The sequence below is a fragment of the Pseudomonas sp. PA-7-1E genome (assembly GCF_021605325.1).
Taxonomy (GTDB): Bacteria; Pseudomonadota; Gammaproteobacteria; order Pseudomonadales; family Pseudomonadaceae; genus Aquipseudomonas; species Aquipseudomonas fluorescens_BV.
The window spans coordinates 52286-78691 of sequence record NZ_WKFA01000009.1 but is presented as its reverse complement, the minus strand read 5'-3'; the positions used below and the strand labels follow the sequence as shown (position 1 = coordinate 78691).

The 26406-nt window shown below is 60.8% G+C and carries 31 protein-coding genes; 14 read left to right on the top strand and 17 right to left on the bottom strand.

Annotated elements, in window-relative coordinates:
* Positions 1 to 25: 25 nt before the first annotated feature.
* The 3 genes from GIW79_RS08525 to GIW79_RS08515 all read left to right on the top strand — a co-directional run bounded on the left by GIW79_RS08525 (position 26) and on the right by GIW79_RS08515 (position 3402).
* Entirely contained in the window at positions 26 to 850 is an 825-nt protein-coding gene (locus GIW79_RS08525) for an ion transporter (RefSeq protein ID WP_014717713.1), read from the top strand.
* 93 nt (positions 851 to 943) lie between these two features.
* Complete coding sequence (locus GIW79_RS08520; RefSeq protein WP_034127182.1) at positions 944 to 1945, top strand: sulfate ABC transporter substrate-binding protein; 1002 nt, start codon at positions 944 to 946, stop codon at positions 1943 to 1945.
* A 251-nt stretch (positions 1946 to 2196) separates the two neighbouring features.
* Complete coding sequence (locus GIW79_RS08515) at positions 2197 to 3402, top strand: MFS transporter (RefSeq protein ID WP_054898370.1); 1206 nt, start codon at positions 2197 to 2199, stop codon at positions 3400 to 3402.
* 291 nt (positions 3403 to 3693) lie between these two features.
* Here the strand turns inward: GIW79_RS08515 and phnN are convergent, their stop codons facing one another.
* From phnN to ccmA, 11 genes are all read right to left on the bottom strand, one after another.
* Positions 3694 to 4266 carry a phosphonate metabolism protein/1,5-bisphosphokinase (PRPP-forming) PhnN gene (gene phnN / locus GIW79_RS08510; RefSeq protein ID WP_236455147.1) on the bottom strand — a complete coding sequence of 191 codons (573 nt, stop codon included), beginning with the start codon at positions 4264 to 4266 and terminating at the stop codon, positions 3694 to 3696.
* A gap of 439 nt (positions 4267 to 4705) precedes the next feature.
* Positions 4706 to 5113, bottom strand: a complete 408-nt coding sequence (locus tag GIW79_RS08505; protein ID WP_034127179.1) for a lipoprotein — start codon at positions 5111 to 5113, stop codon at positions 4706 to 4708.
* Positions 5114 to 5129: 16 nt separating this feature from the next.
* Positions 5130 to 6320 (bottom strand): c-type cytochrome biogenesis protein CcmI, encoded by a 1191-nt coding sequence (ccmI, locus tag GIW79_RS08500; RefSeq protein ID WP_054920117.1) that lies wholly within the window; start codon positions 6318 to 6320, stop codon positions 5130 to 5132.
* Positions 6313 to 6786 carry a cytochrome c-type biogenesis protein gene (locus GIW79_RS08495; RefSeq protein WP_020301388.1) on the bottom strand — a complete coding sequence of 158 codons (474 nt, stop codon included), beginning with the start codon at positions 6784 to 6786 and terminating at the stop codon, positions 6313 to 6315. Before GIW79_RS08495 ends, ccmI begins: the two co-directional genes overlap by 8 nt.
* Positions 6783 to 7319: a DsbE family thiol:disulfide interchange protein gene (locus tag GIW79_RS08490; protein WP_236453348.1), complete on the bottom strand. Its 537-nt coding sequence runs from the start codon at positions 7317 to 7319 to the stop codon at positions 6783 to 6785. Before GIW79_RS08490 ends, GIW79_RS08495 begins: the two co-directional genes overlap by 4 nt.
* On the bottom strand, positions 7316 to 9304 hold the full coding sequence (locus GIW79_RS08485) for a heme lyase CcmF/NrfE family subunit (RefSeq protein WP_032892675.1): 1989 nt from the start codon (positions 9302 to 9304) through the stop codon (positions 7316 to 7318). The genes GIW79_RS08490 and GIW79_RS08485 overlap by 4 nt, the downstream gene beginning before the upstream one ends.
* Positions 9305 to 9307: 3 nt before the next feature.
* Positions 9308 to 9766 (bottom strand): cytochrome c maturation protein CcmE, encoded by a 459-nt coding sequence (gene ccmE / locus GIW79_RS08480; RefSeq protein ID WP_014717703.1) that lies wholly within the window; start codon positions 9764 to 9766, stop codon positions 9308 to 9310.
* Positions 9763 to 9939 (bottom strand): heme exporter protein CcmD, encoded by a 177-nt coding sequence (gene ccmD / locus GIW79_RS08475; protein WP_034127174.1) that lies wholly within the window; start codon positions 9937 to 9939, stop codon positions 9763 to 9765. The genes ccmE and ccmD overlap by 4 nt, the downstream gene beginning before the upstream one ends.
* Positions 9936 to 10691 carry a heme ABC transporter permease gene (locus tag GIW79_RS08470; protein ID WP_096142955.1) on the bottom strand — a complete coding sequence of 252 codons (756 nt, stop codon included), beginning with the start codon at positions 10689 to 10691 and terminating at the stop codon, positions 9936 to 9938. Before GIW79_RS08470 ends, ccmD begins: the two co-directional genes overlap by 4 nt.
* Positions 10692 to 10778: 87 nt before the next feature.
* Positions 10779 to 11447, bottom strand: a complete 669-nt coding sequence (ccmB, locus tag GIW79_RS08465) for a heme exporter protein CcmB (RefSeq protein ID WP_014717701.1) — start codon at positions 11445 to 11447, stop codon at positions 10779 to 10781.
* Positions 11444 to 12079 (bottom strand): cytochrome c biogenesis heme-transporting ATPase CcmA, encoded by a 636-nt coding sequence (gene ccmA, locus GIW79_RS08460; RefSeq protein ID WP_236453351.1) that lies wholly within the window; start codon positions 12077 to 12079, stop codon positions 11444 to 11446. Before ccmA ends, ccmB begins: the two co-directional genes overlap by 4 nt.
* A 200-nt stretch (positions 12080 to 12279) precedes the next feature.
* Between ccmA and fliK the strand changes: the two genes are divergently transcribed.
* Positions 12280 to 13857, top strand: a complete 1578-nt coding sequence (gene fliK, locus GIW79_RS08455) for a flagellar hook-length control protein FliK (RefSeq protein WP_236477365.1) — start codon at positions 12280 to 12282, stop codon at positions 13855 to 13857.
* Positions 13854 to 14183, top strand: a complete 330-nt coding sequence (locus GIW79_RS08450; protein ID WP_034127170.1) for an EscU/YscU/HrcU family type III secretion system export apparatus switch protein — start codon at positions 13854 to 13856, stop codon at positions 14181 to 14183. The genes fliK and GIW79_RS08450 overlap by 4 nt, the downstream gene beginning before the upstream one ends.
* 315 nt (positions 14184 to 14498) lie before the next feature.
* On the opposite strand, the gene GIW79_RS08445 is transcribed toward GIW79_RS08450, so the two are convergent.
* Positions 14499 to 15725, bottom strand: a complete 1227-nt coding sequence (locus GIW79_RS08445) for a molybdopterin molybdotransferase MoeA (protein ID WP_057976687.1) — start codon at positions 15723 to 15725, stop codon at positions 14499 to 14501.
* Complete coding sequence (moaB, locus tag GIW79_RS08440; RefSeq protein WP_034127168.1) at positions 15709 to 16248, bottom strand: molybdenum cofactor biosynthesis protein B; 540 nt, start codon at positions 16246 to 16248, stop codon at positions 15709 to 15711. The genes GIW79_RS08445 and moaB overlap by 17 nt, the downstream gene beginning before the upstream one ends.
* Before the next feature lie 76 nt (positions 16249 to 16324).
* Between moaB and mobA the strand changes: the two genes are divergently transcribed.
* The gene (mobA, locus tag GIW79_RS08435) at positions 16325 to 16927 is read left to right on the top strand and encodes a molybdenum cofactor guanylyltransferase MobA (RefSeq protein ID WP_236453354.1); all 603 of its coding nucleotides are present in this window, start codon (positions 16325 to 16327) and stop codon (positions 16925 to 16927) included.
* A 79-nt stretch (positions 16928 to 17006) separates the two neighbouring features.
* Positions 17007 to 17228 (top strand): YgdI/YgdR family lipoprotein, encoded by a 222-nt coding sequence (locus GIW79_RS08430; RefSeq protein ID WP_003189935.1) that lies wholly within the window; start codon positions 17007 to 17009, stop codon positions 17226 to 17228.
* 55 nt (positions 17229 to 17283) lie between these two features.
* Here GIW79_RS08430 and GIW79_RS08425 read toward each other — a convergent pair whose 3' ends face one another.
* The 3 genes from GIW79_RS08425 to GIW79_RS08415 all read right to left on the bottom strand — a co-directional run bounded on the left by GIW79_RS08425 (position 17284) and on the right by GIW79_RS08415 (position 18890).
* Positions 17284 to 18174, bottom strand: coding sequence for a pseudouridine synthase (locus GIW79_RS08425; protein WP_054920131.1), 891 nt, complete (start codon positions 18172 to 18174; stop codon positions 17284 to 17286).
* Between the two features lie 69 nt (positions 18175 to 18243).
* Positions 18244 to 18579, bottom strand: a complete 336-nt coding sequence (locus GIW79_RS08420) for a hypothetical protein (protein ID WP_003189932.1) — start codon at positions 18577 to 18579, stop codon at positions 18244 to 18246.
* A gap of 74 nt (positions 18580 to 18653) precedes the next feature.
* Entirely contained in the window at positions 18654 to 18890 is a 237-nt protein-coding gene (locus GIW79_RS08415; RefSeq protein ID WP_034127166.1) for a glutaredoxin family protein, read from the bottom strand.
* A gap of 238 nt (positions 18891 to 19128) precedes the next feature.
* Here GIW79_RS08415 and GIW79_RS08410 point away from each other — a divergent pair, with 238 nt between their 5' ends.
* The gene (locus GIW79_RS08410; RefSeq protein WP_034127165.1) at positions 19129 to 20865 is read left to right on the top strand and encodes a cation:proton antiporter; all 1737 of its coding nucleotides are present in this window, start codon (positions 19129 to 19131) and stop codon (positions 20863 to 20865) included.
* Here GIW79_RS08410 and GIW79_RS08405 read toward each other — a convergent pair.
* A complete protein-coding gene (locus GIW79_RS08405; RefSeq protein ID WP_034127164.1) occupies positions 20852 to 22060 on the bottom strand; it encodes an ammonium transporter in 1209 nt (402 codons plus the stop codon). The two genes, GIW79_RS08410 and GIW79_RS08405, sit on opposite strands and share 14 nt — an antisense overlap.
* Before the next feature lie 345 nt (positions 22061 to 22405).
* On the opposite strand from GIW79_RS08405, the gene GIW79_RS08400 reads away from it, so the two are divergent.
* The 6 genes from GIW79_RS08400 (at position 22406) to GIW79_RS08375 (ending at position 26400) form a co-directional block, all read left to right on the top strand.
* Complete coding sequence (locus tag GIW79_RS08400) at positions 22406 to 22720, top strand: DUF883 family protein (RefSeq protein WP_003189926.1); 315 nt, start codon at positions 22406 to 22408, stop codon at positions 22718 to 22720.
* 2 nt (positions 22721 to 22722) lie between these two features.
* The gene (locus GIW79_RS08395; protein WP_005786473.1) at positions 22723 to 23127 is read left to right on the top strand and encodes a phage holin family protein; all 405 of its coding nucleotides are present in this window, start codon (positions 22723 to 22725) and stop codon (positions 23125 to 23127) included.
* The gene (locus GIW79_RS08390) at positions 23124 to 23465 is read left to right on the top strand and encodes a hypothetical protein (protein WP_034127163.1); all 342 of its coding nucleotides are present in this window, start codon (positions 23124 to 23126) and stop codon (positions 23463 to 23465) included. Before GIW79_RS08395 ends, GIW79_RS08390 begins: the two co-directional genes overlap by 4 nt.
* A 164-nt stretch (positions 23466 to 23629) precedes the next feature.
* The gene (locus GIW79_RS08385) at positions 23630 to 24961 is read left to right on the top strand and encodes a deoxyguanosinetriphosphate triphosphohydrolase (protein ID WP_034127162.1); all 1332 of its coding nucleotides are present in this window, start codon (positions 23630 to 23632) and stop codon (positions 24959 to 24961) included.
* A 161-nt stretch (positions 24962 to 25122) separates the two neighbouring features.
* On the top strand, positions 25123 to 25524 hold the full coding sequence (locus GIW79_RS08380; RefSeq protein WP_034127161.1) for a response regulator: 402 nt from the start codon (positions 25123 to 25125) through the stop codon (positions 25522 to 25524).
* Between the two features lie 249 nt (positions 25525 to 25773).
* Positions 25774 to 26400, top strand: a complete 627-nt coding sequence (locus tag GIW79_RS08375; protein ID WP_034127160.1) for a response regulator transcription factor — start codon at positions 25774 to 25776, stop codon at positions 26398 to 26400.
* Positions 26401 to 26406 lie beyond the last annotated feature (6 nt).

Sequence of the window (26406 nt, the reverse complement as noted above, 5' to 3'; positions counted from 1 at the left end):
TCGATATTCGTTTCAGGCAGGGTTTATGGACAGCAACAACGACTGGCGCCAGCGCCTCTACATCATGGTGTTCCAAAGCGACACCGTCGCCGGGCGGCGCTTTGACGGCATCCTGCTGCTGATCATCCTCGCCAGCCTGGTGATCGTGATGCTCGACAGCATCGACACAATCCATCAGAACTACGCCGACGTGCTGGCCTATATCGAGTGGGGCTTCACGCTGATCTTCGCCATCGAGTACGGCCTGCGCCTGTATTGCTCGCCCAAGCCGCTGCGCTATGCCTTCAGCTTTTATGGCTTGGTGGACCTGCTCGCCATCGTCCCCGGCATCCTCGCGCTGTACTACAGCGACGCCCAGTATCTGCTGATCATCCGCATCATCCGGATGCTGCGCATCTTCCGCGTGCTCAAGCTCAGCCCGTATCTCAAGCAGGCCAACTACCTGATGGCGGCGCTGCGCGGCAGCAAGCAGAAGATCGTGGTGTTCCTGGTCAGCGTGTGCACCCTGGTGACGGTGTTCGGCACCTTGATGTACGTGATCGAAGGCCCGGAACATGGCTTTACCAGTATTCCCAAGGGCATCTACTGGGCGATCGTCACCCTGACCACCGTGGGCTTCGGCGATATCGTGCCCAAGACGCCCTTGGGCCAGGTGATTTCTTCGCTGGTGATGATCACCGGTTACTCGATCATCGCCGTGCCGACGGGTATTTTTACCGCTGAACTGGCCAGTGCCATGCGCGGCGAACAGCTGCATACCGACTGCCCAGTGTGCAAGAAGGACAGCCATGAACCCAACGCCGCGTTTTGCGCGCGCTGTGGCAGCAATCTGTTTCGCAAACTGGAATAAGCAAAGTTCGTTTTAATCTTTAAAGCTCTATGCAGGCCCGGCTATAGTCGCTGGCAAATTGCCTCCCTCTTCTCGAACAACAAGGAATGAGCAGTGAAAAAAATCCTCAGCGCCTCTCTACTGGCCGCCGGCCTGGCCTTGGCGGGCTCCGCCCAGGCAGCGACCACCCTGCTCAACGTCTCCTACGACGTGATGCGCGACTTCTACAAGGACTACAACGCCGCTTTCCAGAAGCACTGGGCAGCCGAGCATCCGGACGACAAGCTGACGCTGCAGATGTCCTTCGGCGGCTCCAGCAAACAGGCGCGCTCAGTGATCGACGGCCTGCCCGCCGACGTGATCACCATGAACATGGCTACCGATATCAATGCCCTGGTCGACAACGGCAAGCTGGTGCCGGACAACTGGGTGACACGCCTGCCGAACAACAGTGCGCCATTCACCTCAGCCACGGTGTTTATTGTGCGCAAAGGTAACCCCAAGGCGTTGAAAGACTGGCCCGACCTGCTCAAGGACGGCGTGCAGGTAATCGTGCCCAACCCTAAGACCTCGGGTAACGGCCGCTACACCTATCTGTCGGCCTGGGGTTACGTGCTGAAGAACGGCGGCGATGAAGAAAAGGCCAAGACCTTCGTTGGCAAGTTGTTCAAGCAAGCGCCAGTGCTGGACACCGGTGGCCGCGCCGCCACCACCACCTTCATGACCAACCAGATTGGCGACGTGCTGGTGACCTTTGAAAACGAAGCAGAAATGATCGCCCGCGAGTTTGGCCGTGATCAGTTCGAAGTGGTCTATCCAAGCGTTTCCGCCGAAGCCGAACCGCCGGTGTCGGTGGTGGATAAAGTGGTCGAGAAAAAAGGCAGCCGTGCCGTGGCCGAGGACTACCTCAAGTATCTGTGGTCGCCCGAAGGCCAGGAAATTGCGGCCAACAACTACCTGCGCCCACGGGACCCGAAGGTGCTGGCAAAGTACACCGACCGGTTCCCCAAGGTGGACTTCCTGTCGGTGGAGAAGACCTTCGGCGACTGGCGCACAGTGCAAAAGACCCATTTCAATGATGGCGGGGTGTTTGACCAGATCTACTCTGGCCAATAACCCATCTGACTGAATCAACTCGGTCAAACCTGTGGGAGCTGGCTTGCCTGCGAAAGCGATCTATCAGTCATATTTCTGGTGACTGGTGCACCGCCATCGCAGGCAAGCCAGCTCCCACTTTTTTGCGTAGGGCAGATGTGTCTGAATGTATCATCAGCCGGCATAAGTGATATCACCACAATCAGCCTACTCACTTGAGAGCCTTGTCTTTACTCTCTCACGCCATCGTCCTTCGCCTTTATGAGTACACCATGAACGCAACCTCTCACGCTGCAGGCACCATGACCCGGGGCATGGTCATGCTGTTCGCGTTTTGCTGCGGCGCCATCGTCGCCAACATCTACTACGCGCAACCGATCATCGAGCTGATTGCCCCAGACATTGGCCTGACACCGGCAATGGCCAGCCTGATCGTGTCCCTCACGCAAATCGGCTATGCCCTGGGCCTGTTTTTCCTGGTGCCTCTGGGCGACCTGCTGGAAAACCGCAAGCTGATGATCACCACCACCGTCGTGGCGATCGCCAGCCTGTTGGGTGCGGCGTTTATCGAACAGCCGAACCTGTTCTTGCTGGTGTCGCTGCTGATCGGTTTCAGTTCCGTCTCGGTGCAGATCCTGATTCCGCTGGCCGCACACCTGGCGCCGGCCGAATCCCGGGGCCGGGTGGTCGGCAGCATCATGGGCGGCCTGCTGCTGGGCATCCTGCTGGCACGGCCGGTGTCGAGCGTGGTGGCCGACCACTTCGGCTGGCGTGCGATGTTCATGGCGGCCGCCGCACTGATGGCGTTTATCAGCGTGGTGCTGATGCTGACAATCCCCAAGCGCCAGCCCGATCACAGTGCCAGCTACGGCCAGTTGCTGCGCTCCCTGGGCACCCTGTTGCGTGAGCAACCGCTGTTGCGCCAGCGGGCGTTCTACCAGGGTTGCATGTTCGCTGCCTTCAGCCTGTTCTGGACTGCCGTACCACTGGAACTGGCGCGTAACCACGGCCTGAGCCAAAGCGAGATCGCACTGTTTGCCCTGGTCGGTGCCCTTGGCGCCATCGCCGCGCCCATGGCCGGTCGCCTGGCCGATGCCGGCCATACCCACCGCGCCTCGTTGCTGGCGATGCTGTTTGGCGCGCTGAGTTTCCTCCCGGCATTGGTACACCCGCTCTACAGCGTGATCGGCCTGGCAGTCACCGGTGTGGTTCTGGACTTCTGCGTGCAGATGAATATGGTCCTCGGCCAGCGCGCCATCTACGCCCTCGATGCCAACAGCCGCAGCCGCCTGAACGCGCTGTACATGACCAGCATTTTTATCGGCGGTGCGTTCGGTTCGGCGATTGCCAGCAGCGTGTATGAACATGGCGGCTGGTTGGCCGTCATGCTGGTGGGCAGCGCATTTGCGCTGGTGGCCTTGTTGCGCTTCCTGAGTGCGTCACGTAAAGCCGCGTTGGCCACTGCCCAAGCGTCCTGACGGGGCCTTCGGCTCATAAAAACTTTTCACAACGCACAAAGGGGCGGGACTTAATCAACCATTGAGTAAGTCCCGCCCCGCGTTGCGTCAAACAATCGTGCCCCCTGCCGCCCCTGTATAGTTTTCAACGAAGTTCAACGCTATCTTGCCGTCGCGTGCCATTTGCGACAGGTCGATCTTGTCTTCTCCGTATTGAAGTCCACCAACAAGTCGGCATGGGTGCGTATTGAGAAATATGAGCTCCGTCTCCGGGTTTCATCTGAGCGCTGGCATTACCCATGCACTACTGGGTCAGGTGTTCACGATATGCCCGTGCTCCAGGCAACACAGCAAGCGTTCGACGGTATGCGCCAACGGGCCGGAATTATCCAATACGAACAACCCCGCGCCATGACCGGCAATCAATTCGGCAGTGAACCGCGCATTGCGCGCGAGGCGCTCCTCGATATCCGCCAATGACTCCCGCCCACGCGCAATCAGACGCTGGCGCAGCACCGCTTGGTCCACCGTGAGCAGCAATACCAGCAAGGTCGGATAACGCTCACGGGTTTGCGCCAGGTGCGCACGGGAACCGTTGACCAGAACGTCGTCCCCCGCGGCCAGCCAATCGTCGATTTCCCTGGGGATGCCGTAGGACAAGCCATTAGCCTGCCAGCTCAAGGCAAATGCGCCCTCGGCCTCCATGGCCGCAAACTGCTCGGGGCTAACACCTTGCGCCGCTTCGCCCACCGCCTCCGCGGACCGAGTGATCACCCGTGGCACCATGCGGCACCCACGCTCAACCAGACGTGGGCGTGCGGCATCCAGCAGACTGTCTTTGCCCGAACCCGATGGCCCGATGAGATAGATCAACCTGCCTGCCATTAAAAACCCTCTTCGCTTGTCCCCACACCGGTACATCCCCGGGACCACTGCGCGGCGCCTGGTTTGCACCCGGGGAGCCGCGTCGTAGTAGCCGCAGGAAAGTATACCTAGCAATCCTTCCCACGCCAGGCCAGCGATAGCCACATCACTACAGCGCACTGCGCATTCGGCGCATGCGTCGGGCTTTAATTGCTTGGCCCTACCGTGATCTACACAGTGCGTTTGAAAGCCATGAAAAAGGCGACCCTCAGGCCTAATGCCAGTCAGTTAAGAGCTAGAGCAGACAACCAGTGACTTGTGGCGAGGGAGCTTGCTCCCGCTGGACTGCGTAGCAGTCCCATTTTTGGGGCCGCTTCGCGCCCCAGCGGGAGCAAGCTCCCTCGCCACAGTTACCGATTCTGTCTTAACTGACTGGCATTAACCCTCAGGCCGCCTTTTGTCATTGCGCGTACTGCTTGCTCAACCCCGGCGGCACGCCTTGCACGTTGGTCTCTTCCCATGGCCCGTTGGGGCTGATGGAGCGGCTCCAGCCGTTGCTCCAACGGTAGTAAGTGCGCTGGCGGTAGAAGGTGTCAGGCTGATCGTCGAGCACGTACACCTGCATCTTGCCGTCCCAGTGGCTGGCGGCGCCCGGCGGTGGGGCAAAGGTCGGCGACTTGCTTGGCAGGGGTTTGGCCGGTGGCGTCACCGGGCCGGAAGGTTTGGTGCTGGGCTTGGTGTTCGGCTGGGTCGAGGGGCCAGACGGTGGAATAGTCGGGCCGGTCGGCGCCGGAGGTGGGCGGTGGACCGCACAGGCGCTCAGGCCGAGTACCAGGCTGAGCAAGGTGATGCGTGCAAATGCGGTCATGGGTGTGTCCTCAGAATTACTGGTCCGGAGTGTCGATGGTCAGTTGCTGCAACGCAGTGGTGCTGCTGGCCAACGGTTGGCTGCGGCCGATCCATTCGCCAGTGGTCGGTTGGCCGGCCCGGGATATGCGCGCAACCAGTTGGACTTCGGGGAAGTTGGACAGTTTCAACTGCGGCATCATCGCGTCGGCATCGCCCAGTTCGACGGTGACCGGCAATGCGTCGACGGTCACACGCTTGGCAGCCAAGGGCGCCGGGGGGCCGTTTACGGCGCGGGCAAAGATGAACACGCTGTCGCCTGGCAGGACGTTGGCCTTCACTTCGGCAGATAAGTCCACCCGCACGGTCAGTAGCGCCTTGGGCGCCTGGGCGACGCTGCCACCGCTCTCCTTGAGCTTCTCTGCCGCGCGATCAATCCCGCCTTGCAGGGCGACACGGGAATTGTCTTCTGGCGGCAGTTGCGCGAGCAGGCGGTTCCAGTAGTCGATGGCTTCCTGATAACGCTGGCCCTCAAAGGCAGCGATACCCAACAGGCCAAGACTGGTGACTTCCTTGGGATCGAGCTTCAAGGCTTCGTCGGTCAGCGCCTGAACCTGAGGCGACCATTGTTTGTTGTCAGCAAAGTACTGCGCCTGGGCCCATTGCCCGAGCAGTTCCGGTTGGCGCCCGGCCAACGCAACCGTACGTTCAAAGACTTTGGCGGCATCGCCGGCACGGTCTTGGGCCATATAGGCGCGCCCAAGGAAGTACAAACCTTCTGCCGAATCCGGTTGTGCAGCGGCGGCGCGTTCCAGGCGGCGGGTCATGTCGGCCATGGACACCGGCGGTTGGGAAAACTCACGGGTCAGTTCAACCTTGTCGCTCGCGCCATAATGCAGGTACAGCGCAACGCCCAGCACAGGCACCAGAAACGCCGCCAAAAACGGCAGCGGTTTGCCTAACCGCGATTCGCGGGGCTTTTCCACACCTTCAGTGTCGGCCAGCAACTCACGGGCCGCTTCGGCGCGGCCGGTGTCGAGCTGCGCGGTATTCAACACACCTTCGTCCTGCTGCGCTTGCAGCTCGGCGACGCGTTCCTGGTACAGCGCCACGTTCAACGCGGTGCGATCCTCTTCACGCTGGGCACGACGGCCACGCAACACAGGGATCAACAGGAAACTCAGGGCAATCAGTAGCAGCAAACCGGCTGCGAGCCAGAAATCAATCATCAGTCTTGGTGTCCAGCAATTGGTCGAGGCGTTTACGCTCTTCAGGGGACAGCGCATCGGCGCCATCAATCGGTGCGACACGGCGCCGACGCACGATCACGGCCATTACCACCACGCCGGCCAGCAACAGCCCGGCCGGGCCAAACCACAGCAGCGCGGTCTTGCCGGTGAGTGCCGGTTTGTAGCGTACGAAATCACCGTAGCGGTCGACCATGAAGTCGATGATCTGCTGGTCGTCCTTGCCCTCCCCCAGCATGCGGAAAATCTCTCTGCGCAGGTCGGTGGCGATCGGGGCGTTGGAGTCGGCGATGTCCTGGTTCTGGCATTTGGGGCAGCGCAGTTCCTTGGTCAGGTCGCGGAAACGCTCACGCTGCGCGTCGTTGGCGAATTCATAGGTGTCGATGGCGGCGTGGGCCACGCCGGCCAGGCCCAGGGCTAAAACGGCAGCGGTCAACCAACGCTTCATGGCTTGGCCTCATCGACCAGGGCCTGGTACTTGGCGGCCAGTTGCTCATGCCACACCGTTTCGTCGATCACGCCGACGTACTTGTCGCGGATCACACCTTTGGCGTCGATGAAGAAAGTTTCCGGCGCGCCGTACACACCCAGGTTCAACCCCAGGTTGCCGTCTTCGTCGCGGATATCCAGCTGGTACGGGTTATGAAATTCCGCCAACCACTTCACGGCCGCCGCATTGTCGTCCTTGTAGTTGATGCCGTAGATCACCACGCCCTTCTCGGCCAACTTGTTCAGCACCGGGTGTTCGACGCGGCAAGAGATGCACCAGGTGGCCCACACGTTGACCAGGGCCGGCTTGCCCTGCAAGTCTGCCTGGGTCAGGGTCTTGTCACCCTGCACCGTTGGCAGGTTGAAGGCGGGGAACGGCTTGCCGATCATCGCCGAAGGCAGCTCGGCAGGGTCCAGGTACAACCCGCGATACAGGAACACCGCCACCAGCAGGAACAACGCCAGCGGCACAACCATCAACCAACGCTTCATACCGCAGCTCCCGAAAGGCCAAGCGCTTCCCGCACCCGGCTCTTGACCTTGACCCGATAGCGCCGGTCCAGCGCTGCGAGCAACCCGCCGAACCCGGTGAGCAAGCCGCCGAACCAGATCCAGCGCACGAACGGTTTGACATGCACTCGCACGGCCCAGGCGCCATCGCCCAAGGGTTCACCGAGGGCCACATACAGGTCACGGGTGAAACCGGCGTCGATGCCAGCCTCGGTCATCATCGAACTTTGCACGGTGTACAGGCGTTTCTCCGGGTGCAGCACGGCGATTTCCTTGCCATTGCGCACTACGCGCACCGTGCCTTTGTCGGAGGTGAAGTTCGGCCCTTCAAAGTGCTTGGCACCTTCGAAGATGAAGTGGTAACCGGCCAGGTCCATGGACTCGCCCGGCGCCAGGCGCAGGTCGCGCTCGGCGCTGTTCTGGCTGGACAGCACTACCCCAAGGGCGCACACCGCGATACCAATGTGGGCGATCTGCATGCCCCAATAGCTGCGGGTCAGGGTGGGCAGGCCCTTGAGCAAACCCTTGTGGCGCGTTTTGTCGACGATGTCCCGCGCCCCCGCGAGCAACACCCAGGCTGCCAGCAGGAACGTCGCGAGTACCGCCCAATTGAAGTCGCCGTAGGCAAACCCGGCGATCACCGCCAGGGCCACGCTGCCGAGCAGCACCGGCATCAGCATGCCCGCCAGCCATTTCACCGGGGTGTCTTTCCAGCGCACCAGCACGCCGACCGCCATCACCACCATCAACAGGCCCATCAGCGGGATGAACAACGCATTGAAGTACGGCGGCCCCACGGACAGCTTGGCGCCGCTCAAGGCGTCCAGCACCAGCGGGTAGAGGGTGCCGAGCAGGATCATCGACGCGGCTACCACCAGCACCAGGTTGTTGCCCAACAACAGGGTTTCCCGCGACCACAGGTTGAAACCGACCTGGCTCTTGACCACCGGCGCGCGCAGGGCAAACAAGGTGAGCGAGCCGCCGACGACAAACAGCAGGAAGATCAGGATGAACACGCCGCGCTCAGGGTCTGAGGCAAACGCATGCACCGAGGTCAGCACGCCCGAGCGCACCAGGAAAGTGCCGAGCAGGCTGAGGGAAAACGCCGCGATGGCGAGCAGTACCGTCCAGCTCTTGAACACGCCACGTTTTTCGGTGACGGCCAGGGAGTGAATCAGCGCGGTACCCACCAGCCACGGCATGAAGGAGGCGTTTTCCACTGGGTCCCAGAACCACCAGCCGCCCCAGCCGAGTTCGTAGTAGGCCCACCATGAGCCCAGGGTGATACCGATACCGAGGAAGGCCCAGGCAACGATGGTCCATGGCCGTGACCAGCGCGCCCAGGCGGCGTCGAGACGACCGCCGAGCAAGGCGGCGATGGCAAACGCGAAGGCCACGGAGAACCCCACATAACCCATGTAGAGCATCGGCGGGTGCACGATCAGGCCGATATCCTGCAGCAACGGGTTGAGGTCGTGACCGTCCACCGGGATCTGCGGCAGGATGCGGGTGAACGGGTTGGAGGTCATGATCAGGAACAGCAGGAAGCCGATGCTGATCATGCCCATCACCGCCAGCACCCTCGCCAGCATCACTTGCGGCAATTGGCGCGAGAACACCGAGACGGCGAAGGTCCAGCCGCCGAGGATCAAGGCCCACAACAGCAATGAACCTTCGTGGGCACCCCACACGGCGCTGAACTTGTAGTACCAGGGCAAAGCGCTGTTGGAGTTGTTGGCAACGTAGGCGACCGAAAAATCGTCGGTCATGAAGGCGTAGGTCAGGCACCCAAAGGCGAACAGCAAGAAGGCAAACTGGCCCCAGGCGGCCGGCTGCGCCAGGCTCATCCACAGGCGGTCGCCGCGCCAGGCACCGAGCAAGGGCACCACGGCCTGGACCACGGCAAAGCACAGCGCGAGGATCATCGCCAACTGGCCCAGCTCCGGAATAAACAGTGCGGACGTCATGGCTCAGCCCTCCTTGACTGGGGTGGCGGGAGCGGTTTGGCCGCTGTCTTTCAAGGCTTTGGTGACCTCGGGCGGCATGTATTTTTCATCGTGCTTGGCCAGCACTTCGTCAGCCACTACCACGCCATCGGCGTTGAGCTTGCCCAGGGCGACAATGCCCTGGCCTTCCCGGAACAGGTCCGGGAGGATGCCGCGATAGGTGATGGTCACGGCCTTGTTGAAATCGGTGACGACGAAGGTCACGTCCAACGAATCGCCGGAACGCTTCAACGAGCCCTGCTCTACCATGCCGCCAGCGCGGATGCGCGTATCGACCGGTGCCTCGCCATTGGCGATCTGGGTGGGCGTGTAGAACAGGTTGATGTTCTGCTGCAGGGCGCTCAGGGCCAGGGTCACGGCAATGCCGACGCCGGCCAGGATGGCAAGGATGATCAACAGACGCTTTCTACGCAGCGGATTCACTTTTCGGTCTCCCGGCGCAGACGTCGCGCCTCTTGTTGCAGGTAACGCTTGCGGGCCAGGATCGGCGCGGCGACGTTGAGGGCCAGCACCGCCAGGCAGATGCCATAGGCCGTCCAGACATACAGGGCGTGGTGGCCCATGGCGAGAAAATCGCTGAAAGAAGCAAAACTCATCCACGTGCTCCCAGGCAATTTTGCACTTCGACTTTCACCCAACTGGTACGGGCTTCACGCTTGAGCACTTCAAGGCGCATGCGCAGCAGCAATACGGCGCCGAAGAAACAGTAGAAGCCCAGCACCATCAACAGCAACGGCGCCCACATCTCCACGGGCATCGCCGGTTTTTCGGTGAGGGTGAAGGTGGCGCCCTGGTGCAGGGTGTTCCACCACTCCACCGAGTACTTGATGATCGGGATGTTGATCACGCCGACAATCGCCAGCACCGCGCAAGCCTTGGCGGCGCTGTCACGGTTGCTGATGGCGTTGCCCAGGGCAATCAGGCCGAAATACAGGAACAGCAGGATCAGCATCGAGGTCAGGCGCGCATCCCACACCCACCACGAGCCCCAGGTCGGTTTGCCCCAGATCGCACCGGTCACCAGTGCCACGGCGGTCATCCATGCACCGATCGGCGCGGCGCATTGCAGGGCCACGTCGGCCAGCTTCATCTTCCATACCAGGCCGACGATGCCACACACCGCCAGCATCACATAGCAGGACTGGGCCAGCATCGCCGCAGGTACGTGGATATAGATGATGCGAAAGCTGTTGCCTTGCTGATAGTCCGGCGGCGCAAAGGCCAGGCCCCAGACCAGGCCAGTGCCGATCAGCAGGATGGCGGCGATACTCAACCACGGCAGCAGCTTGCCACTGATGCCATAAAACCATTTGGGCGAGCCGAGCTTGTGAAACCAGGTCCAGTTCATTGCTGTTTCCATCACGGTGCTTTTCGTCGTGGCGAAAAGCTCAGGGTCTTTACTGACTCAGCGTCATTGACGCCGGGTCAGACCTCATTATTCACCGACGCTGATTTTCAGGCCGGCGGCTATAGCAAAAGGTGTCAGGGTTACCGCCAGGGCGGTCAGGCTACCCAGCCACAAGAGGTAACCGGTCGCCGGCATACCCATGAGCGCGGCTTGCAACGCGCCACTGCCCAGGATCAACACCGGGATATACAAAGGCAGAATCAACAGGGCCAGCAACAGCCCGCCACGCTTCAAGCCGACCGTCAACGCTGCGCCCACCGCCCCCAACAGGCTGAGCACCGGCGTGCCGAGTAACAAAGACAGGAGCAGCACCGGCAGGCATTCAACGGGCAACCCAAGCATCATGGCAAGCAGTGGCGAGAGCAAGACTAGCGCCAAGCCGGAAAAAACCCAGTGTGCCAGCACCTTGGCCAGTACCAGAAGTGGCAACGGGTGCGACGAAAGGACCCACTGCTCCAGGGAACCGTCTTCGAAATCACTGCGAAACAGCCCGTCCAGCGAGAGCAGAACCGATAAAAGCGCGGCGACCCACACCAGTCCTGGGGACAAGGTTTGCAACAGTTTAGTCTCCGGGCCAACCGCCAGCGGGAACAGCGCGATCACGATGGCAAAGAACACCAGCGGGTTGGCCAGTTCGGCGGGGCGACGGCACAACAGCCGGGCTTCGCGGGCGACCAACAGGGCGAACACACTCATAGCGACCACCGCCCCAGGTCCAGCTCACGGTAGCCAGCAGGCATACGCCCCAAGGTGTGGTGGGTGGTGAGCACCACCAGGCCGCCTTGCTCGCAGTGCTGGGCCAGGTGTGCTTCGAGTTGAACCACGCCTTGTTTGTCGAGGGCGGTGAAAGGTTCGTCGAGAATCCACAACGGCGGGCCGGGCAAGTACAAGCGGGCCAAGGCCACGCGGCGCTGCTGGCCGGCGGACAGGGTGTGGCAGGGAACGTCCTCAAAGCCCTTGAGGCCCACCGCGGCCAGGGCCTGCCAGATGGCGTCACGGGAAGCAGGATGATGCAGGGCGCTGAGCCAACTGAGGTTTTCTTCAGCAGTGAGTACGTCTTTGATGCCGGCGGCGTGGCCGATCCAGATCAGGTTGCGCGCCAGCTCGCTACGCTGTTCGTTCAAGGGCTTGCCGTTGAGATGTACCACGCCGGCCGTCGGCTGCATCAGCCCGGCCAGCAGGCGCAGCAGGCTGGTCTTGCCGCTGCCATTGGGGCCACTGATTTGCACCATGTCCCCACCCGTCAGCCGCAGGTCGAGTTGCTCGAACAGCAGGCGCAGGTCGCGTTCACAGGCAAGCGCTACGGCTTCAAGAAGAGGGCTGGTCAAAAGATCACGGGCCTTTACGGTTCAAGTCGGCGGTGCAGCGGCCGTTATAGAGAGATGCACAATAACGGCTTTGGCGACCGATTTTAGAGAGCTGGATCAAATAGTTGTGAGGTTTTTACCGCTCTCTTTGCAGACGGGCGGCATTATACATGCGATGCCCTACTCTAAAGAGGGCAATTTCCCCAGAGACGATGCGCACGATGACCGGCGAGATCAACCTTCCTCCACTGCCGCCAACCTCCGCACCCGGGCCCACTCCGCTGCCTGGGGCCGGCGCATTGCTCAAACTGCTGGAGCCGCAGGCCGGGTTGATCGAGCCGGGGAAAACCGTGAACGCTGAGGTCATCGCGCTTAAACAAGGCGGCGAGGCCTTTCAGTTACTGCTCAAACTGACCCTCGAAGGCGGTCGCCAGGCGCTGGTGCAGGCCAGCAGTGCCCAGCCCTTGCCTCTGGGCAGCAATGTGGCGGTGAGCCAGACGCCTGCGGGCAACCTGGCCCTTACCTTGCAGCAAGCCATGAGTGCCAACGTGGCCGCTCTCACTCGCCTCGACACCCACCAGATGCCGGTGGGTACGTTGTTGCAAGCCAAGGTGCTGACCACGCAGATGCTGCCCCAGGGCACGGCGCAACCGGCGATCTATCGCTCGCTGGTGAGTGTGCTCAATAACGCCCTGGCCGGTGCCACCCTGACCTTGGAAAGCCCTCAACCGCTAAGGGTGGGCAGCTTGCTCAGTGCTGTGGTGCAGAACGCGCAGACCCTGAACTTCGTACCGCTAAGCGGCCTGAAGGACCAACTGGCCGTGACGCAGCAACTTGCCACTCAGCAAAGTCGCCAAGGCTCGCTGGATGCGGTGTTCACCGCCTTGCAAAACCTGCCCCGTGGCGACAGCACATCGGCCGAACTGCGGGCCGCCGCCGAGCGATTGTTGGCGGCCTTGCCCGATCTGGCACAGGTCAGCAATCCCAAGGTGCTGGCCCAGGTAGTGCAGAACAGCGGCGCCTTTCTGGAAGCCAAACTGCTCGCCGGCCAGAACCCGCAAATCCCACCGTTGGACATGAAAGGCGCGCTGTTACGCCTGGTGGCAGACCTGCTGCCCGCCCTGCCCGCCAGCACCAACCTGAATGCGATCCTCGCCGCCAATACCCTGGCCCAGGTGTTGCCGCACTTTGTGCGCAGCCCGCTGAACACCCTCGGCCAGGTCGGCGCCCGGCAGATACCCGCCGGCTTCCCGCTGCCCGAAAGACTGATGGCAAAACTGGAAGGTGAAGGCGACCTGGAAAACCTGCTACGCCTGGCCGCTGGGGCGATCTCGCGCTTGCAGAGCCATCAACTGTCGAGCCTGGAACAGACCGGCACCACCGCCGACGGCCGCCTGCAAACGACCTGGCAGTTAGAGATCCCCATGCGCACCCTGCAAGACATCGTGCCGCTGCAGGTCAAATTCCAATGCGAGGAGCCCGCGCCAGACAAGGACCAGCCCGAGCGCAAGGATAAAAAAGATCCGAAACAAATGCTTTGGCGCGTCGAACTGGCCTTTGACATGGAGCCGCTGGGGCCGTTGCAAGTTCAGGCGCAGCTGTCTCAAGGCAAACTGTCCAGCCAGCTATGGGCCAGCCGCCCTTTCACGGCCAGCCTGATCGAAAGCCACTTGGGCAGCCTGCGTGAGCGCCTGGTCTCATCCGGGCTCAACGTCGGCGACCTGGATTGCCACCTAGGCACCCCGCCACGCGGGCCAAAAACCGGACTGGAGCAACGCTGGGTGGACGAAACCGCATGAAAAACGCCGACCCGCCCCGCCAGGCCATCGCCCTCAAGTACGACGGCCAACAGGCCCCTACCCTGACAGCCAAAGGCGATGATGCCCTGGCCGAAGCCATCCTCAAGCTGGCACGGGAGAATGAAGTACCGATCTATGAAAACGCCGAGTTGGTGAAGCTGCTGGCGCGCATGGAACTGGGGGACAGCATTCCGGAAGAGTTGTACCGCACGATTGCCGAGATCATTGCGTTTGCCTGGACGTTGAAGGGCAAGTTCCCGGCCGGCTACGACCCGGAGGCGGGGCCGGTGGAGCGGGATGTCACTGAGCAGGGTGACGATTACTGATTGCTCATAGGGCACATACACATCCAAATGTGGGAGCCGGCTTGGCTGCGATAGCCATCGGTACCTACACAACTTCGGCGCGACGCTGGATCTGTGGCGAGGGAGCTTGCTCCCGTGACGGCCTACCAACCGACGCAAATCTCCCTGACGCACCACGATCCAAATGTGGGAGCGCGGGGCGGCAGGTAAATAAGCGTCGGCTGGTCGGTCGTCACGGGAGCGAGCTCCCTCGCCACAGGTTTTGCGTCGTTCAGAGGTTGTGTAAATACCTATGGCTATCGCAGGCCAACCAGCTCCCACATTTTTAGCGCGCGGTCAGTTAAGGACTTCGCTCAAAGGAATGAAGTTGACCCGGTCGCCGATGGCCAGCGTGGTCCCTTCCAGCACCTCCACAAAGCCTTCAGCCCACGCCGCACTGCGCAGCACCCCGGAGCTTTGGTTGCGGTAGATGATCGCCTTGCCCTGTTCGATCCGCCCGCGCAGGTACTCGCGGCGGTTGCCGGGCTTGGGCCAGACGAACCCTGCCGGCACTTCGAAGCGCAGCGGCTGCACCTCCTGCACCCCTTGACGGCGCAGCAGATACGGGCGCGCCAGCAGCGCAAAAGTCACCAGGGTAGAGGCCGGGTTTCCAGGCAGACCGATCACCGGCACGCCACGAAAATGCCCGAAGGTCAGCGGCTTGCCCGGTTTGATCGCCAGCTTCCACAGCGCCAGCTCACCCTCTTCCCGTAAGGCAATGCCGAGGAAGTCCGCTTCGCCCACCGACACACCGCCGGTCGAGAGGATCAGGTCTACGCTGCCCAGCCCCGCCAGGCGCGCGCGGGTCTGTTCCAGATCATCCGGTAGAATCCCGGCATCGATCACTTCGCAGCCCATGCGCACCAGCCAGCTGCACAGCACGCGACGGTTGCTGTTGTAGATCTGCCCAGGGCCGAGCGGCAACCCTGGCTCGATCAGTTCGTCGCCGGTCGACAACACGGCCACGCGTACGCGCCGCACCACCTCGAGTCGATCACGTCCAAGAGACGCGGCCAAACCGAGTTCGATAGGGCCCAGGCGGGTGCCGGCACTGAGTACGGTCTCACCGACCGTGGTCTCTTGGCCCTGAGGCCGGATGTTGTCGCCCATCTGCAATGGCTCGGTGAAACTCACGCGCTGGTCGGTATGCACCACGGCGTTTTCCTGCATCTGCACGCAGTCAGCGCCTTGGGGCACCGGCGCGCCGGTAAAGATGCGTGCACAGGTGCCGGCCGCCAAGGGTTCAGGTGCAGTGCCGGCGAAAATCCGCTGGCTCACCACCAAGGGCTCGCCGGTCCAATCCGCCAGGCGCACGGCGTAGCCGTCCATGGCACTGTTGGGCCACGGTGGCAGGTCGAGTGTGGAGATCAGATCCAGGGCCAATACCCGGCCATCACACTCAGCCAGAGGCAGTACTTCCTGCTCGCGGATCGGCGCGGCGGCGGCCATGTCGAGCAAACGCTGCAGGGCTGCTTCCACCGGCATCAGGGCGCCGGTCTTGCCGGGCTTATCCACGGGATTCACAAGGTTCGGCCAGCTTCAGATGCGGAACGAAGTTGCATGGGCGGTGACGGTTATCCAACTGCTCGGCGAGGATGCCGTCCCAACCGGTGCGCACGGCATTGGTGGACCCTGGCAGGCAGCACACAAGAGTGCCATTGGCCAACCCCGCCAAGGCGCGCGATTGCACGGTGGAGGTGCCGATATCGGCCACGGAGATCTGGCGGAACAGCTCGCCAAAACCATCGACCTGCTTGTCGAGCAGGCAGCTCACTGCTTCAGGGGTACTGTCGCGACCGGTGAAGCCGGTGCCGCCGGTAATCAGCACCACCTGCACCACGTCTTCGGCGATCCAGTGGGCCACCTGGGCGCGAATCTTGTAAAGGTCGTCCTTGAGCAGCACGCGCTCGGCCAGGCGGTGGCCGGCGGCGGCAAGACGATCGACGAAGACCTGGCCGGAGGTGTCGGTCTCCAGGGTGCGGGTGTCGCTGACCGTCAATACAGCAATATTCAGGGGTACAAAGGGCGCATCGGCCTTGGCTTTCATGGCACGGTCCGGTTGTCGAAGGAACAGCCCGATGTTATATCACAGGCCCCTGTTTCCCTGCCGCAGCGCAACCACCATGACGTTTGAATTTTCTTCCCTGCCGTGTTCGATCCTGTTGCTGGCCGGTGGTCGCGGCCAACGCATGGGCGGGCAGGACAAAGGGCTGCTGGAATGGCAAGGTCAGCCCTTGATCGCCCACCTGCACCAGTTGGCCCGGCCGCTCACCGATGACCTGATCATCTCGTGCAACCGCAACCATGAACGCTACGCGCTCTATGCCGACCAACAGGTGAGCGATGACAACCCGGACTTCCCCGGCCCGCTGGCAGGTATCCGTGCAGGACTCTTCGCCGCACGCCATGAGCATCTGCTGATATTGCCTTGCGATGTGCCGCAGATCGATGCGCGACTGCTCACCGACCTGCGTGCGACCGCACGACGCAATCGGCAGCTACCGGTGATGGTGCGCCAGGGTGACTTCTGGGAACCCTTGCTGTGCGTCATCCCCACTCGCCTGAAAAACCAGGTGGAACAGGCGTGGCAAGCGGGGGAGCGCAGCCCGCGCAAGCTGTGGCTGCAACTGGGTGCCGTGGCGCTGGAATGTCCGGCCGATGACCCGCGCCTGGCCAATCTTAATACGCCCGAGCTGTTGCACCCCGGGGCTGGCATGTCAGAATGAACCCTGCACAAGGAACTTTGCCGGCGTCCCGTACGTCACAAGGTCAGCAATTTAAAAGTATTCTCTCGGAGACAAACTCATGACTCAACGGACCATCGCCGCTCTCATGCTTGCACTGGGCCTCGCCACCCTCGCCGGTTGCGCTTCGCCAACAGTGATCACCCTGAATGACGGTCGCGAAATCCAGGCCGTCGACACCCCGAAGTACGATGAAGATTCGGGCTTCTACGAATTCGAACAACTGGACGGCAAGCACACCCGTATCAATAAAGATCAGGTTCGCACCGTTAAAGACCTGTAAGCCTCAGCGCTTGCACACAAGGCCCGCCTAGCGCGGGCCTTGTTGTTCCTGGGGTTTACCAGTCCAGGGTGATCTGGCTGCGAAAGCTGCGTTGTTCACCGCTTACCGGGTCGATAAAGCGCACGCCCTGGGCCAGTAGCTTGAGTGGCTTGGCGTAATCGTCCTCGGCATCCTTGATCACTTCGGGGTAGAACGGGTCATTACAGATGCTCGCCCCGAGCGCCGTCATATGCACGCGCAGCTGGTGCTTCTTGCCGGTCACCGGGAACAGGCCGTAGCGCCATAGATCAGCGTTTTTCTCGCGCACCTCTACCGCCGTCTCGGTGTTGCTGGCACCCGGCCCTTCCTGCATGCGAAAGAAAGGTTCGCCATCCACCAAACGGCTTTTGTGCACCAACGGGAAGCTGAGGTGCGGCAAGGCCGGAGCGATGGCTTCATAGAATTTGTCGATACGTCGCGTGGGAAACAATTGCTGATAGGCCGAACGGCTGTGCGGGTTGGCGGAGAACAGCACCAACCCCGCCGTATGTCGGTCGATGCGATGCAGGGGCACCAGGGCGGGATTGTCCAGGCGCCGGATCAAGCGTCGCAACAAGGTGTGCTCGACGTATTCGCCAGCGGGTGTCACTGGCAGGAAATGCGGTTTGTCCGCCACCACCAGGTGCTCATCCGCGTACAGGATGTTTTCCAGCACCGGAATCACTTTCTCGTTGGGCACTTCGCGAAAGTAATAGATGCACAAGCCTTCCTTGTAGCCCAGGCCCAGGCTGATCGGGCTGCCATTGACATCCAGCACCCGGCCGCGGGCAATGCGGTCCAACCATTGTTCGCGGCCGATGGCCGGAAAGTGTGCGCACAGGCAATCGAGCACCGTCACCCAGGAGCCCGGCGGCAAGTACAGGGTGCTGGCTTGGTGCTGGGAGGGGGAAAAAACGGAAGTGGACATGCCGACGCTCAAAGCCTGGAAAACAGGCGGGCATTATCGCCCATGGCGCGCGATTGCCTAGGGCCTATCTCAGGCCTTGGCCAGTTGAGCTCGCAGCACTGGCGAGGCGCTTGCCGCCTCGGTGAATTCCTTGAGCCAGCGCAGCACGTCCACCGCTTCCCAACGACCCGGGTCATACAACGCGTAGAGCAAGCCCTGATAACCCACCACATCCAGCTGCTTGTGATAACCGGCGCGCTGGAACAGCGCCTCGATTTCCGCGAAGCAGGTGTTGAAATGCACTTTGTTAAACGGCGTCTTGCCTTCCGTGACCAGGCCATCGAGGCGCAGTTCGTTCACCGCGTCACGCACCACATCGGCGGACATGCGATTGACGCTGCTTTTAAGTTGTTCAACATTCACCACGGGCGTTCCCTCTATTCAATCGCTGTACGAATATACAGTAACTTAATATTTGGAAAGCCGCCATCGCATAAATCTCAGCGCAGGAAGGTAACCACCTGCGCGGTGTCGAACGGCCAGTCCAGTTCCGCCCCGGTGTCCGTGCGGCGAAGCACCGGAATCCGCAGGCCGTAGACGTCTGTCAGGTCCTCCGGATCGGCGATATCCACCAACTCCACCAACAACCCGTGCTCGACGAGCGGCATGACTTCGGCTTCGGCAATCTCACACAGATGGCAACCCAGGGTGCCGAACAGCTGGCATTCAGGAAGCATGATGAAAAGACTCGAACAAGAAACGAACGTCCATTCTAATCCCAACAAGCCCCTGTAGGAGCGAGCTTGCTCGCGAAAAACTCCCGCGCGCCGCGTTCACTCAGGAACCCCGCGTTATCGTTGACGTTTTTCGCGAGCAAGCTCGCTCCTACGGTGCAAAAAGCCTGATCCAGATCACCATGGCCTATAACTGATTCAGCGATTCTTGCGGCTTTTTGCCGCTCGCCCCGCAACGGAGATGCCTGTGTTCGCCAACCTGCTGATTATTCTGGCCTCATCCCTGGTGGTGATTGCACTGTTTCGCCGGCTGCAGCTGCCGCCCGTGCTGGGCTACCTGTGCGTAGGCCTGGCAGTGGGCCCCACCGCGCTGGACTGGGTCAATGACAACGAAGACCTGCCGGACCTGGCCGAGATGGGTGTGGTGTTCCTGCTGTTTTCCCTGGGGCTTGAGTTTTCCCTGTCGAGAATGTTGGCGCTGCGCAGCGTGGTATTTGGCCTGGGCAGCCTGCAAGTGCTGGGGTGCGGGGCATTGCTGGGCGCGTTATTGATGAGCTTTGGCCTCGCACCTGGCGTCGCGTTGTTACTGGGCGCAGGGCTGGCGTTATCGTCCACCGCCATTGTCAGCAAGGAGTTGACCAGCCTGGGTGAAGTCTTCAGCAGTCATGGGCAGAATGCGATCGGCGTGTTGCTGTTCCAGGATGTCGTAGCGGTGTTGCTGCTGACATTGGTACCGGTATTTGCCGGCAGCAGCGACCAAGCCTGGTACTGGGCGCTGCCGCTGACCTTGGGCAAGACCGTGGTGCTGTTCGTGGGCCTGTTGTTCGCCAGCCGCTGGTTGCTGCCACGCCTGTTCCGTGAAGTCGCCGCGTCTCATTCGGCGGAACTGTTTGTGCTGCTGGCGCTGGTGATTGTCTTGCTCACCGCCTGGCTCACCCACCTGCTGGGCCTGTCCCCTGCCCTCGGTGCATTCCTGGCCGGCATGCTGCTGGGGGAAAGTCATTACCGACACCAGATCGAAGCCGATATCCGCCCGTTTCGCGACATCCTGCTGGGGCTGTTTTTTGTCAGCATCGGCATGCTCATCGATCTGCAGTTGTTCGTCAGCCACAGCCTGTTGATCCTCGGCCTGACGCTCACGCTGATGCTGGTCAAAGGCAGCGTCGTCGCGGCGCTGGTCAAGTGGCGTAACAGTGACACCGAAACAGCCTGGCGCAGCGGTCTGGCGCTGGCCCAGGGCGGCGAGTTCTGTTTTGCGCTGATGGCGCAGATGCAGCAGAGCCGGTTGATTCCCGATGAGTTCAACGGCCTGCTACTGGCTGCCACCTTCTGCTCGATGCTGCTGACACCGCTGCTGTTACGTGCGGCACCGGCCATCGCGCTGCGCCTGCATCGCAAGCCCAACCAGCAAGTGCAACTGGAACACATCACCGCGCTCAACGCTCAATTGCACGGACACGTGGTGATTTGCGGGTATGGCCGGGTAGGCCAGTCCATCGGGCGCTTTATGCGCCGCGAACAACAGGCGTTTATCGCCCTGGATGATGACCCCGAACGGGTGCAGGAAGCCGCCACCGAGGACAGCAGTGTGCATTACGGCGACTGCCGCCGTGGTGCATTGCTCAGCGCCGTCGGCCTGGAACGGGCGCGGTTGGCGGTGATCGCGGTGGACAACAGCGATGTCGCCCTGGTGGTGCTCAAGGAGGCGCGGCAGATCAACCCAGACGTGCCGATCCTGGTGCGCACACGCGATGACAGCCAGTTGGCTGAACTCAAGGCCGCGGGCGCCAGCGAGGTGGTGCCCGAGTTGCTGGAGTCGAGCCTGATGCTCGCCTCCCACGCCCTGATCCTGCTGGGCCTGCCGGACCAACAGGTGCAGGCGCGAGTGAATGAAGTACGGCGCAACCACTATCGCCTGCTGCACGGTTTCTACCCACCGCCACACACTGACGAAGACGCGCCGATCAGTCCTGACTGACCGCGCCGATCTTGTGGATCGACAGGTCCGCACCGTAATACTCCTGTTCCTGGCTCAAGCGCAGCCCTTGCACGCGCTTGATCACGCCGTACACCAGCAAGCCGCCGCCAAATGCTACCGCCACGCCCAGCCCGGTGCCGATCAACTGGCTGATCAGGCTCACGCCGCCCAGTCCACCCAGGGCAGCCTGCCCGAAGATGCCGCAGGCAATGCCGCCCCACACGCCACACAAGCCATGCAACGGCCACACGCCCAGCACGTCGTCGATCTTCCAGCGCACCTGGGCAGCGATAAAGCACCACACGAACAAGCCGCCAGCGACCACGCCCGTGACCAGCGCGCCCACCGGATGCATCAGGTCGGAACCGGCGCAGATTGCCACCAACCCGGCCAACGGACCGTTGTGCAGAAAACCGGGATCATTACGGCCAATTACCAGGGCAGCCACGGTGCCGCCGACCATGGCCATCAGCGAATTGACGGCCACCAGACCACTGACGCCATTGAGGGTTTGCGCGCTCATCACGTTAAAGCCGAACCAGCCCACGATCAGAATCCACGAGCCCAGCGCCAGGAAAGGAATGCTCGACGGCGCAAACGCCACCAGGCGCCCTTCACGATAACGCCCATTGCGCGGGCCCAGCAGCAACACCGCCGCCAGCGCCAGCCAGCCGCCCATGGCGTGAACAACCACGGAACCGGCAAAGTCGTGGAAGCTGGCGCCAAAGGTTGCGAGCAGCCATGCTTGCAGGCCAAGGTTGCCGTTCCATACCAGGCCTTCGAAGAACGGGTAGATAAACGCCACGATCAGCGCGGTGGCACACAGTTGCGGGGCAAACTTCGCACGCTCGGCAATCCCGCCGGAAATAATTGCCGGAATCGCCGCGGCAAACGTCAGCAGGAAGAAAAACTTCACCAGGCCGTAGCCATGATCGGCGCTGATCACCGCGGCCGGTTGCAGGAAGCTCACCCCGTAGGAGATCCAATAGCCTATAAAGAAATAGGCCAGCGTTGAAATCGCGAAATCACTGAGGATTTTCGACAAGGCGTTGACTTGGTTCTTCTGCCGTACCGTGCCAACTTCAAGGAAGGCAAAGCCGGCGTGCATGGCCAGCACCATGACCGCGCCAATCAGAATGAACAAGGTATTGGAGCTGTGGACGAGGGTGTCCACCGCGCTTTGCAAGTTTTCCATGGAGGTTGGCAGGCCTGCATCAAGGCAAAAAGCACCAAAGCGGTTCAAGCCAGGGTTAAGCGCACTAAATTGGCACCACCGGCTCCGCCTTTCTTCAGAGGGCGTGAACCGCTTTAGCGCAGCGATCAACACAACAGGCCGTTGCCGAAAGGGTTTTTCCGCGAAATTAAGTGATTTAGGGTAAGGTTTTCCAAGGTTTTCACCTCGACCGCCCGGATTCAGCGCAGGCTCCAAGGCCTGCGCACCAAGGCAAAGCAAAAGCTGTACCACACAATTGCAATGAACCTTCAGCGAACGCCGCGACTCGAAACCACACGTACAGATCAGCTACCCACGGAGATAACCATGGCCGGTAAAACAGCAAAGACTGCTCAAGAGATACTGATGGAGGATTTTCAAACCCTGGTCAGCGATACCGAAAAGCTGCTGGACGACACTGCCGTGCTGGCCGGTGACCAGGCTGACGAGTTGCGCACCAAGATCCACGAGAGCCTGCTCAAGGCCCGCGAGACCCTGCAACTGACCGAAGACTCATTGCGCGAGCGCGGCCAGGCGGCAATCACCGCCACCGAAGACTACGTGCAAGCCAACCCATGGCAGTCAGTCGGCATTGCTGCCGGCGTAGGCTTTTTGATCGGTCTATTGGCTACAAGGCGCTAACCATGTCTATCGGCGAATCCAGCTCATCCACGAGCGCACATTCCTCAGCAAGCGGTTCAACTTCCCGACGCCTGGGCGCAGCTGTGCTGGGCTTGCTGCACAGTCATGTCGAGTTGTTCGGCATTGAATTACAAGAGCAAAAGGCCCGTACCGTCAGCCTTTTGCTATTTGCCGGCCTGGCATTGGTGTTTGCCCTGCTGTTGCTGGTGGGGTTGTCGACGCTGGTGATGATCCTGGTGTGGGACACGGGCTATCGCCTGACCGGCATCATCTGCCTCTGCGTGTTCTACAGCCTGGCCGCTGCGTTCTGCGGTGTGCGCTTGAAGGCGGCGGTATTCGATGAGTCCACGCCCTTCCACGCCACGCTCGAAGAACTGGCCAATGACCGGGAGCGCCTGCTGCCATGAGCATGACTGAAATCCCGCAAAATACTTCTCGCCGGGAAATGCGCAAAGCCTTGATTCGCCTGCGCATGGAAATGCACCGCCAGGAAATCCGTCATGAGTCCCAACAACTCATGGCGCCCCTGCACAAAATGCGCAACATGCGCCACAACTGGCAGGACAGCCTGGGCATCAAGCACGCGCCGTTGTGGGGTGTGGCGGCGGTTACGCTGATGGGCTTCTTTACCGGCAAGGGCGCCAAGGGCGGCAGTATCAGCAGCATCACGCGCCTGGTGCGGCTGGGTGCCGGCTTGATCCCCCTGATCAAGTTGGCCATGCAAGGCTCTTCGCGCAAAAGCTGACCCTCGTGAGCCGATGACCGCAATGACCAGACACCTGCTGGTCATTGCGGTTTTTTGCGCTGCCTGTTAATTGATACCGACGCGGCCGACCGCTGGATTCGCCTGCCCTTGAAGGCCGAACCGGGAAGCTGGAACTGTCATTCACACTACGGAGAGCCTGCGCCTTGGATTGGCCCACCCTGCTAACCCGCGAACGTCTTGGAAAACCCCTGCACAGCCCTGAAGAACTGGGCCGCAGCCCCTTCCACAAAGATCACGACCGCATTATTTTCTCCGGCGCATTCCGGCGCCTGGGACGCAAGACCCAAGTGCATCCGGTTTCGAGCAACGACCATATCCACACACGCTTGACCCACTCCCTGGAAGTCAGCTGCGTGGGGCGCTCACTCGGCATGCGCGTGGGCGAAACCCTGCGCAGCGCCCTGCCCGACTGGTGCGACCCCAGCGACCTGGGCATGGTGGTGCAATCGGCCTGCCTGGCCCATGACATCGGCAACCCGCCATTCGGGCATTCCGGCGAAGACGCCATTCGCCATTGGTTCCAACAGGCCGCCGGGCGAGGTTGGCTGGATGGCATGAGCAGCGCCGAACGCAATGACTTCCTTAACTTCGAAGGCAATGCCCAGGGCTTTCGGGTACTCACCCAACTTGAATACCACCAGTTCGACGGCGGCACGCGGCTGACCTACGCCACCTTGGGCACGTACCTCAAATACCCCTGGACTGCCCGTCACGCCGACTCGCTGGGCTACAAGAAACACAAGTTCGGCTGTTACCAGAGCGAGTTGCCAATTCTTGAGCAGATCGCCCACAAGCTTGGCTTGCCCCAGTTAGAGGAACAACGGTGGGCGCGTCACCCGCTCGTCTACCTGATGGAGGCAGCCGACGACATCTGCTACGCGTTGATCGACCTGGAAGATGGCCTGGAAATGGAGCTTCTGCAGTACAGCGAAGTGGAGTCGTTGTTGCTCGACCTGGTCGGTGATGACCTGCCACAAACCTATCGCCAGCTGGGCCCATTGGACTCTCGCCGACGCAAGCTGGCGATCCTGCGTGGCAAAGCCATCGAGCACCTGACCAATGCGGCTGCGCAGGCGTTTGTCGAACAGCAGGACGCCCTGCTGGCCGGCACGCTGCAGGGAGATCTGGTGGAACATATGCACGGCCCGGCAAAGCGCTGCGTGCTGGATGCCAAAGACATGGCGCGCAAGAAAATTTTCCAGGACAAGCGCAAGACATTGCATGAAATCGGCGCTTACACCACCTTGGAAATCCTGCTGAACGCGTTCTGCGGCGCGGCCCTTGAACAACATGGCGGGCGAACACCGTCGTTCAAGAATCGGCGCATTCTCGATTTGCTGGGCAACAGCGCGCCGGACCCCGCCTGGCCACTGCACGCCTCGTTCCTGCGAATGATCGACTTCATTGCCGGTATGACCGACAGCTACGCCACCGAAATGGCACGGGAAATGACTGGGCGTTCCAGCCCTCAGTAACGCTTGCATCCGACCGCCTGTTCCCTGAAACGAATTGCCCTACGATGGGAACAGAGCGGACTGATCGAATTCGTACAAGCATCCGAAGAATAATCACGCGTTCCCAACCGACCGAGCAATTCTACTGCCCCCATCGACGCTTGCCTCACTGTGTGCTTTCTATGCCCAGATACTCTCTTCGTATTCTTTTGGTGGAGGATCACCCGTTTCAACTTCTGGCCACCCAATGCCTGCTCAACAGCTTCGGCTTCGATCAACTGACTGCGGTGGAAAACGCAGAGCAGGCCATACGCACAATGAGCCAGTCCGAACATCCCTTTGACCTGATGTTGTGCGACCAATGCCTGCCCGACCTGCCCGGACTTGAACTAGTGGAAATCGCCAGCCGTCGGCGCTTCATTACCAGCGCTATTCTGCTAAGCGGGTTACCCACGCCAGAACTGATGAGCCTGACAAAACAAGCCTCGCAACGAAGTCTTCCGCTTCTTGGCTATTTATCAAAACCGTTGAACAAGGACGAACTTGAAAAGTTAATCGGCTTAACTTTTACCCCCCCTACGTAGGACTTTAAACATCTTCTTCGACGAAATACGCTACGAAGCCCGCCGTAAAAACTCAAGCCTATCACCATGCCACGATTGCGTTTGAAACGCTCACATGCTCTGTCACGACTACCCATCAACTTGTAGGCGTATACCTTTTTAATTGTAGGAACTTTCCTGTTTTGCATCTACTGCTCGTGCGCTTCATGCCGTGCCCTTATCTTCTGAGCTAATGTGCCCGCTTTATTTGCACCTGCATGGAATGTGATTATGAACTCAGTTTTTATTATCGATGACCACCCCGTTATCCGGCTTGCTATTCGAATGTTGCTTGAGCACGAAGGTTACAAGGTCGTCGGCGAAACAGACAACGGGTGCGATGCCATACAAATGGTCCGTGAGTGCCTTCCAGACTTGGTGATTCTGGATATCAGCATCCCGAAACTCGACGGTCTCGAGGTGCTCTGCCGATTCAATGCCATGAACACCTCCATGAAGACCCTGGTGCTCACGGCCCAGTGCCCAACGCTATTTGCTACGCGGTGCATGCGCTCGGGCGCCGAAGGCTATGTGTGCAAGGAGGGTGACCTGAGCGAATTGCTGAGCGCCATTCGCGCTGTCCTGTCCGGCTACAACTACTTCCCCAGCCAGGCATTGAGTGGCCCCGGAGCCGAAGGCATGGATGTCCAGGAGCTGGAACTGTTCAAGTCAGTTAATGACCGAGAGTTGATGGTCCTGCAACTTTTTGCGCAAGGTCGCACTAACAAGGAAATTGCCAAAGGTATGTTTTTAAGCAACAAGACGGTCAGTACTTATAAAAAGAGACTCATGCAGAAACTCAAAGCCAAATCCTTGGTAGAACTCATCGAGATGGCAAAACGAAACGCGCTAGTGTGAGAAAGC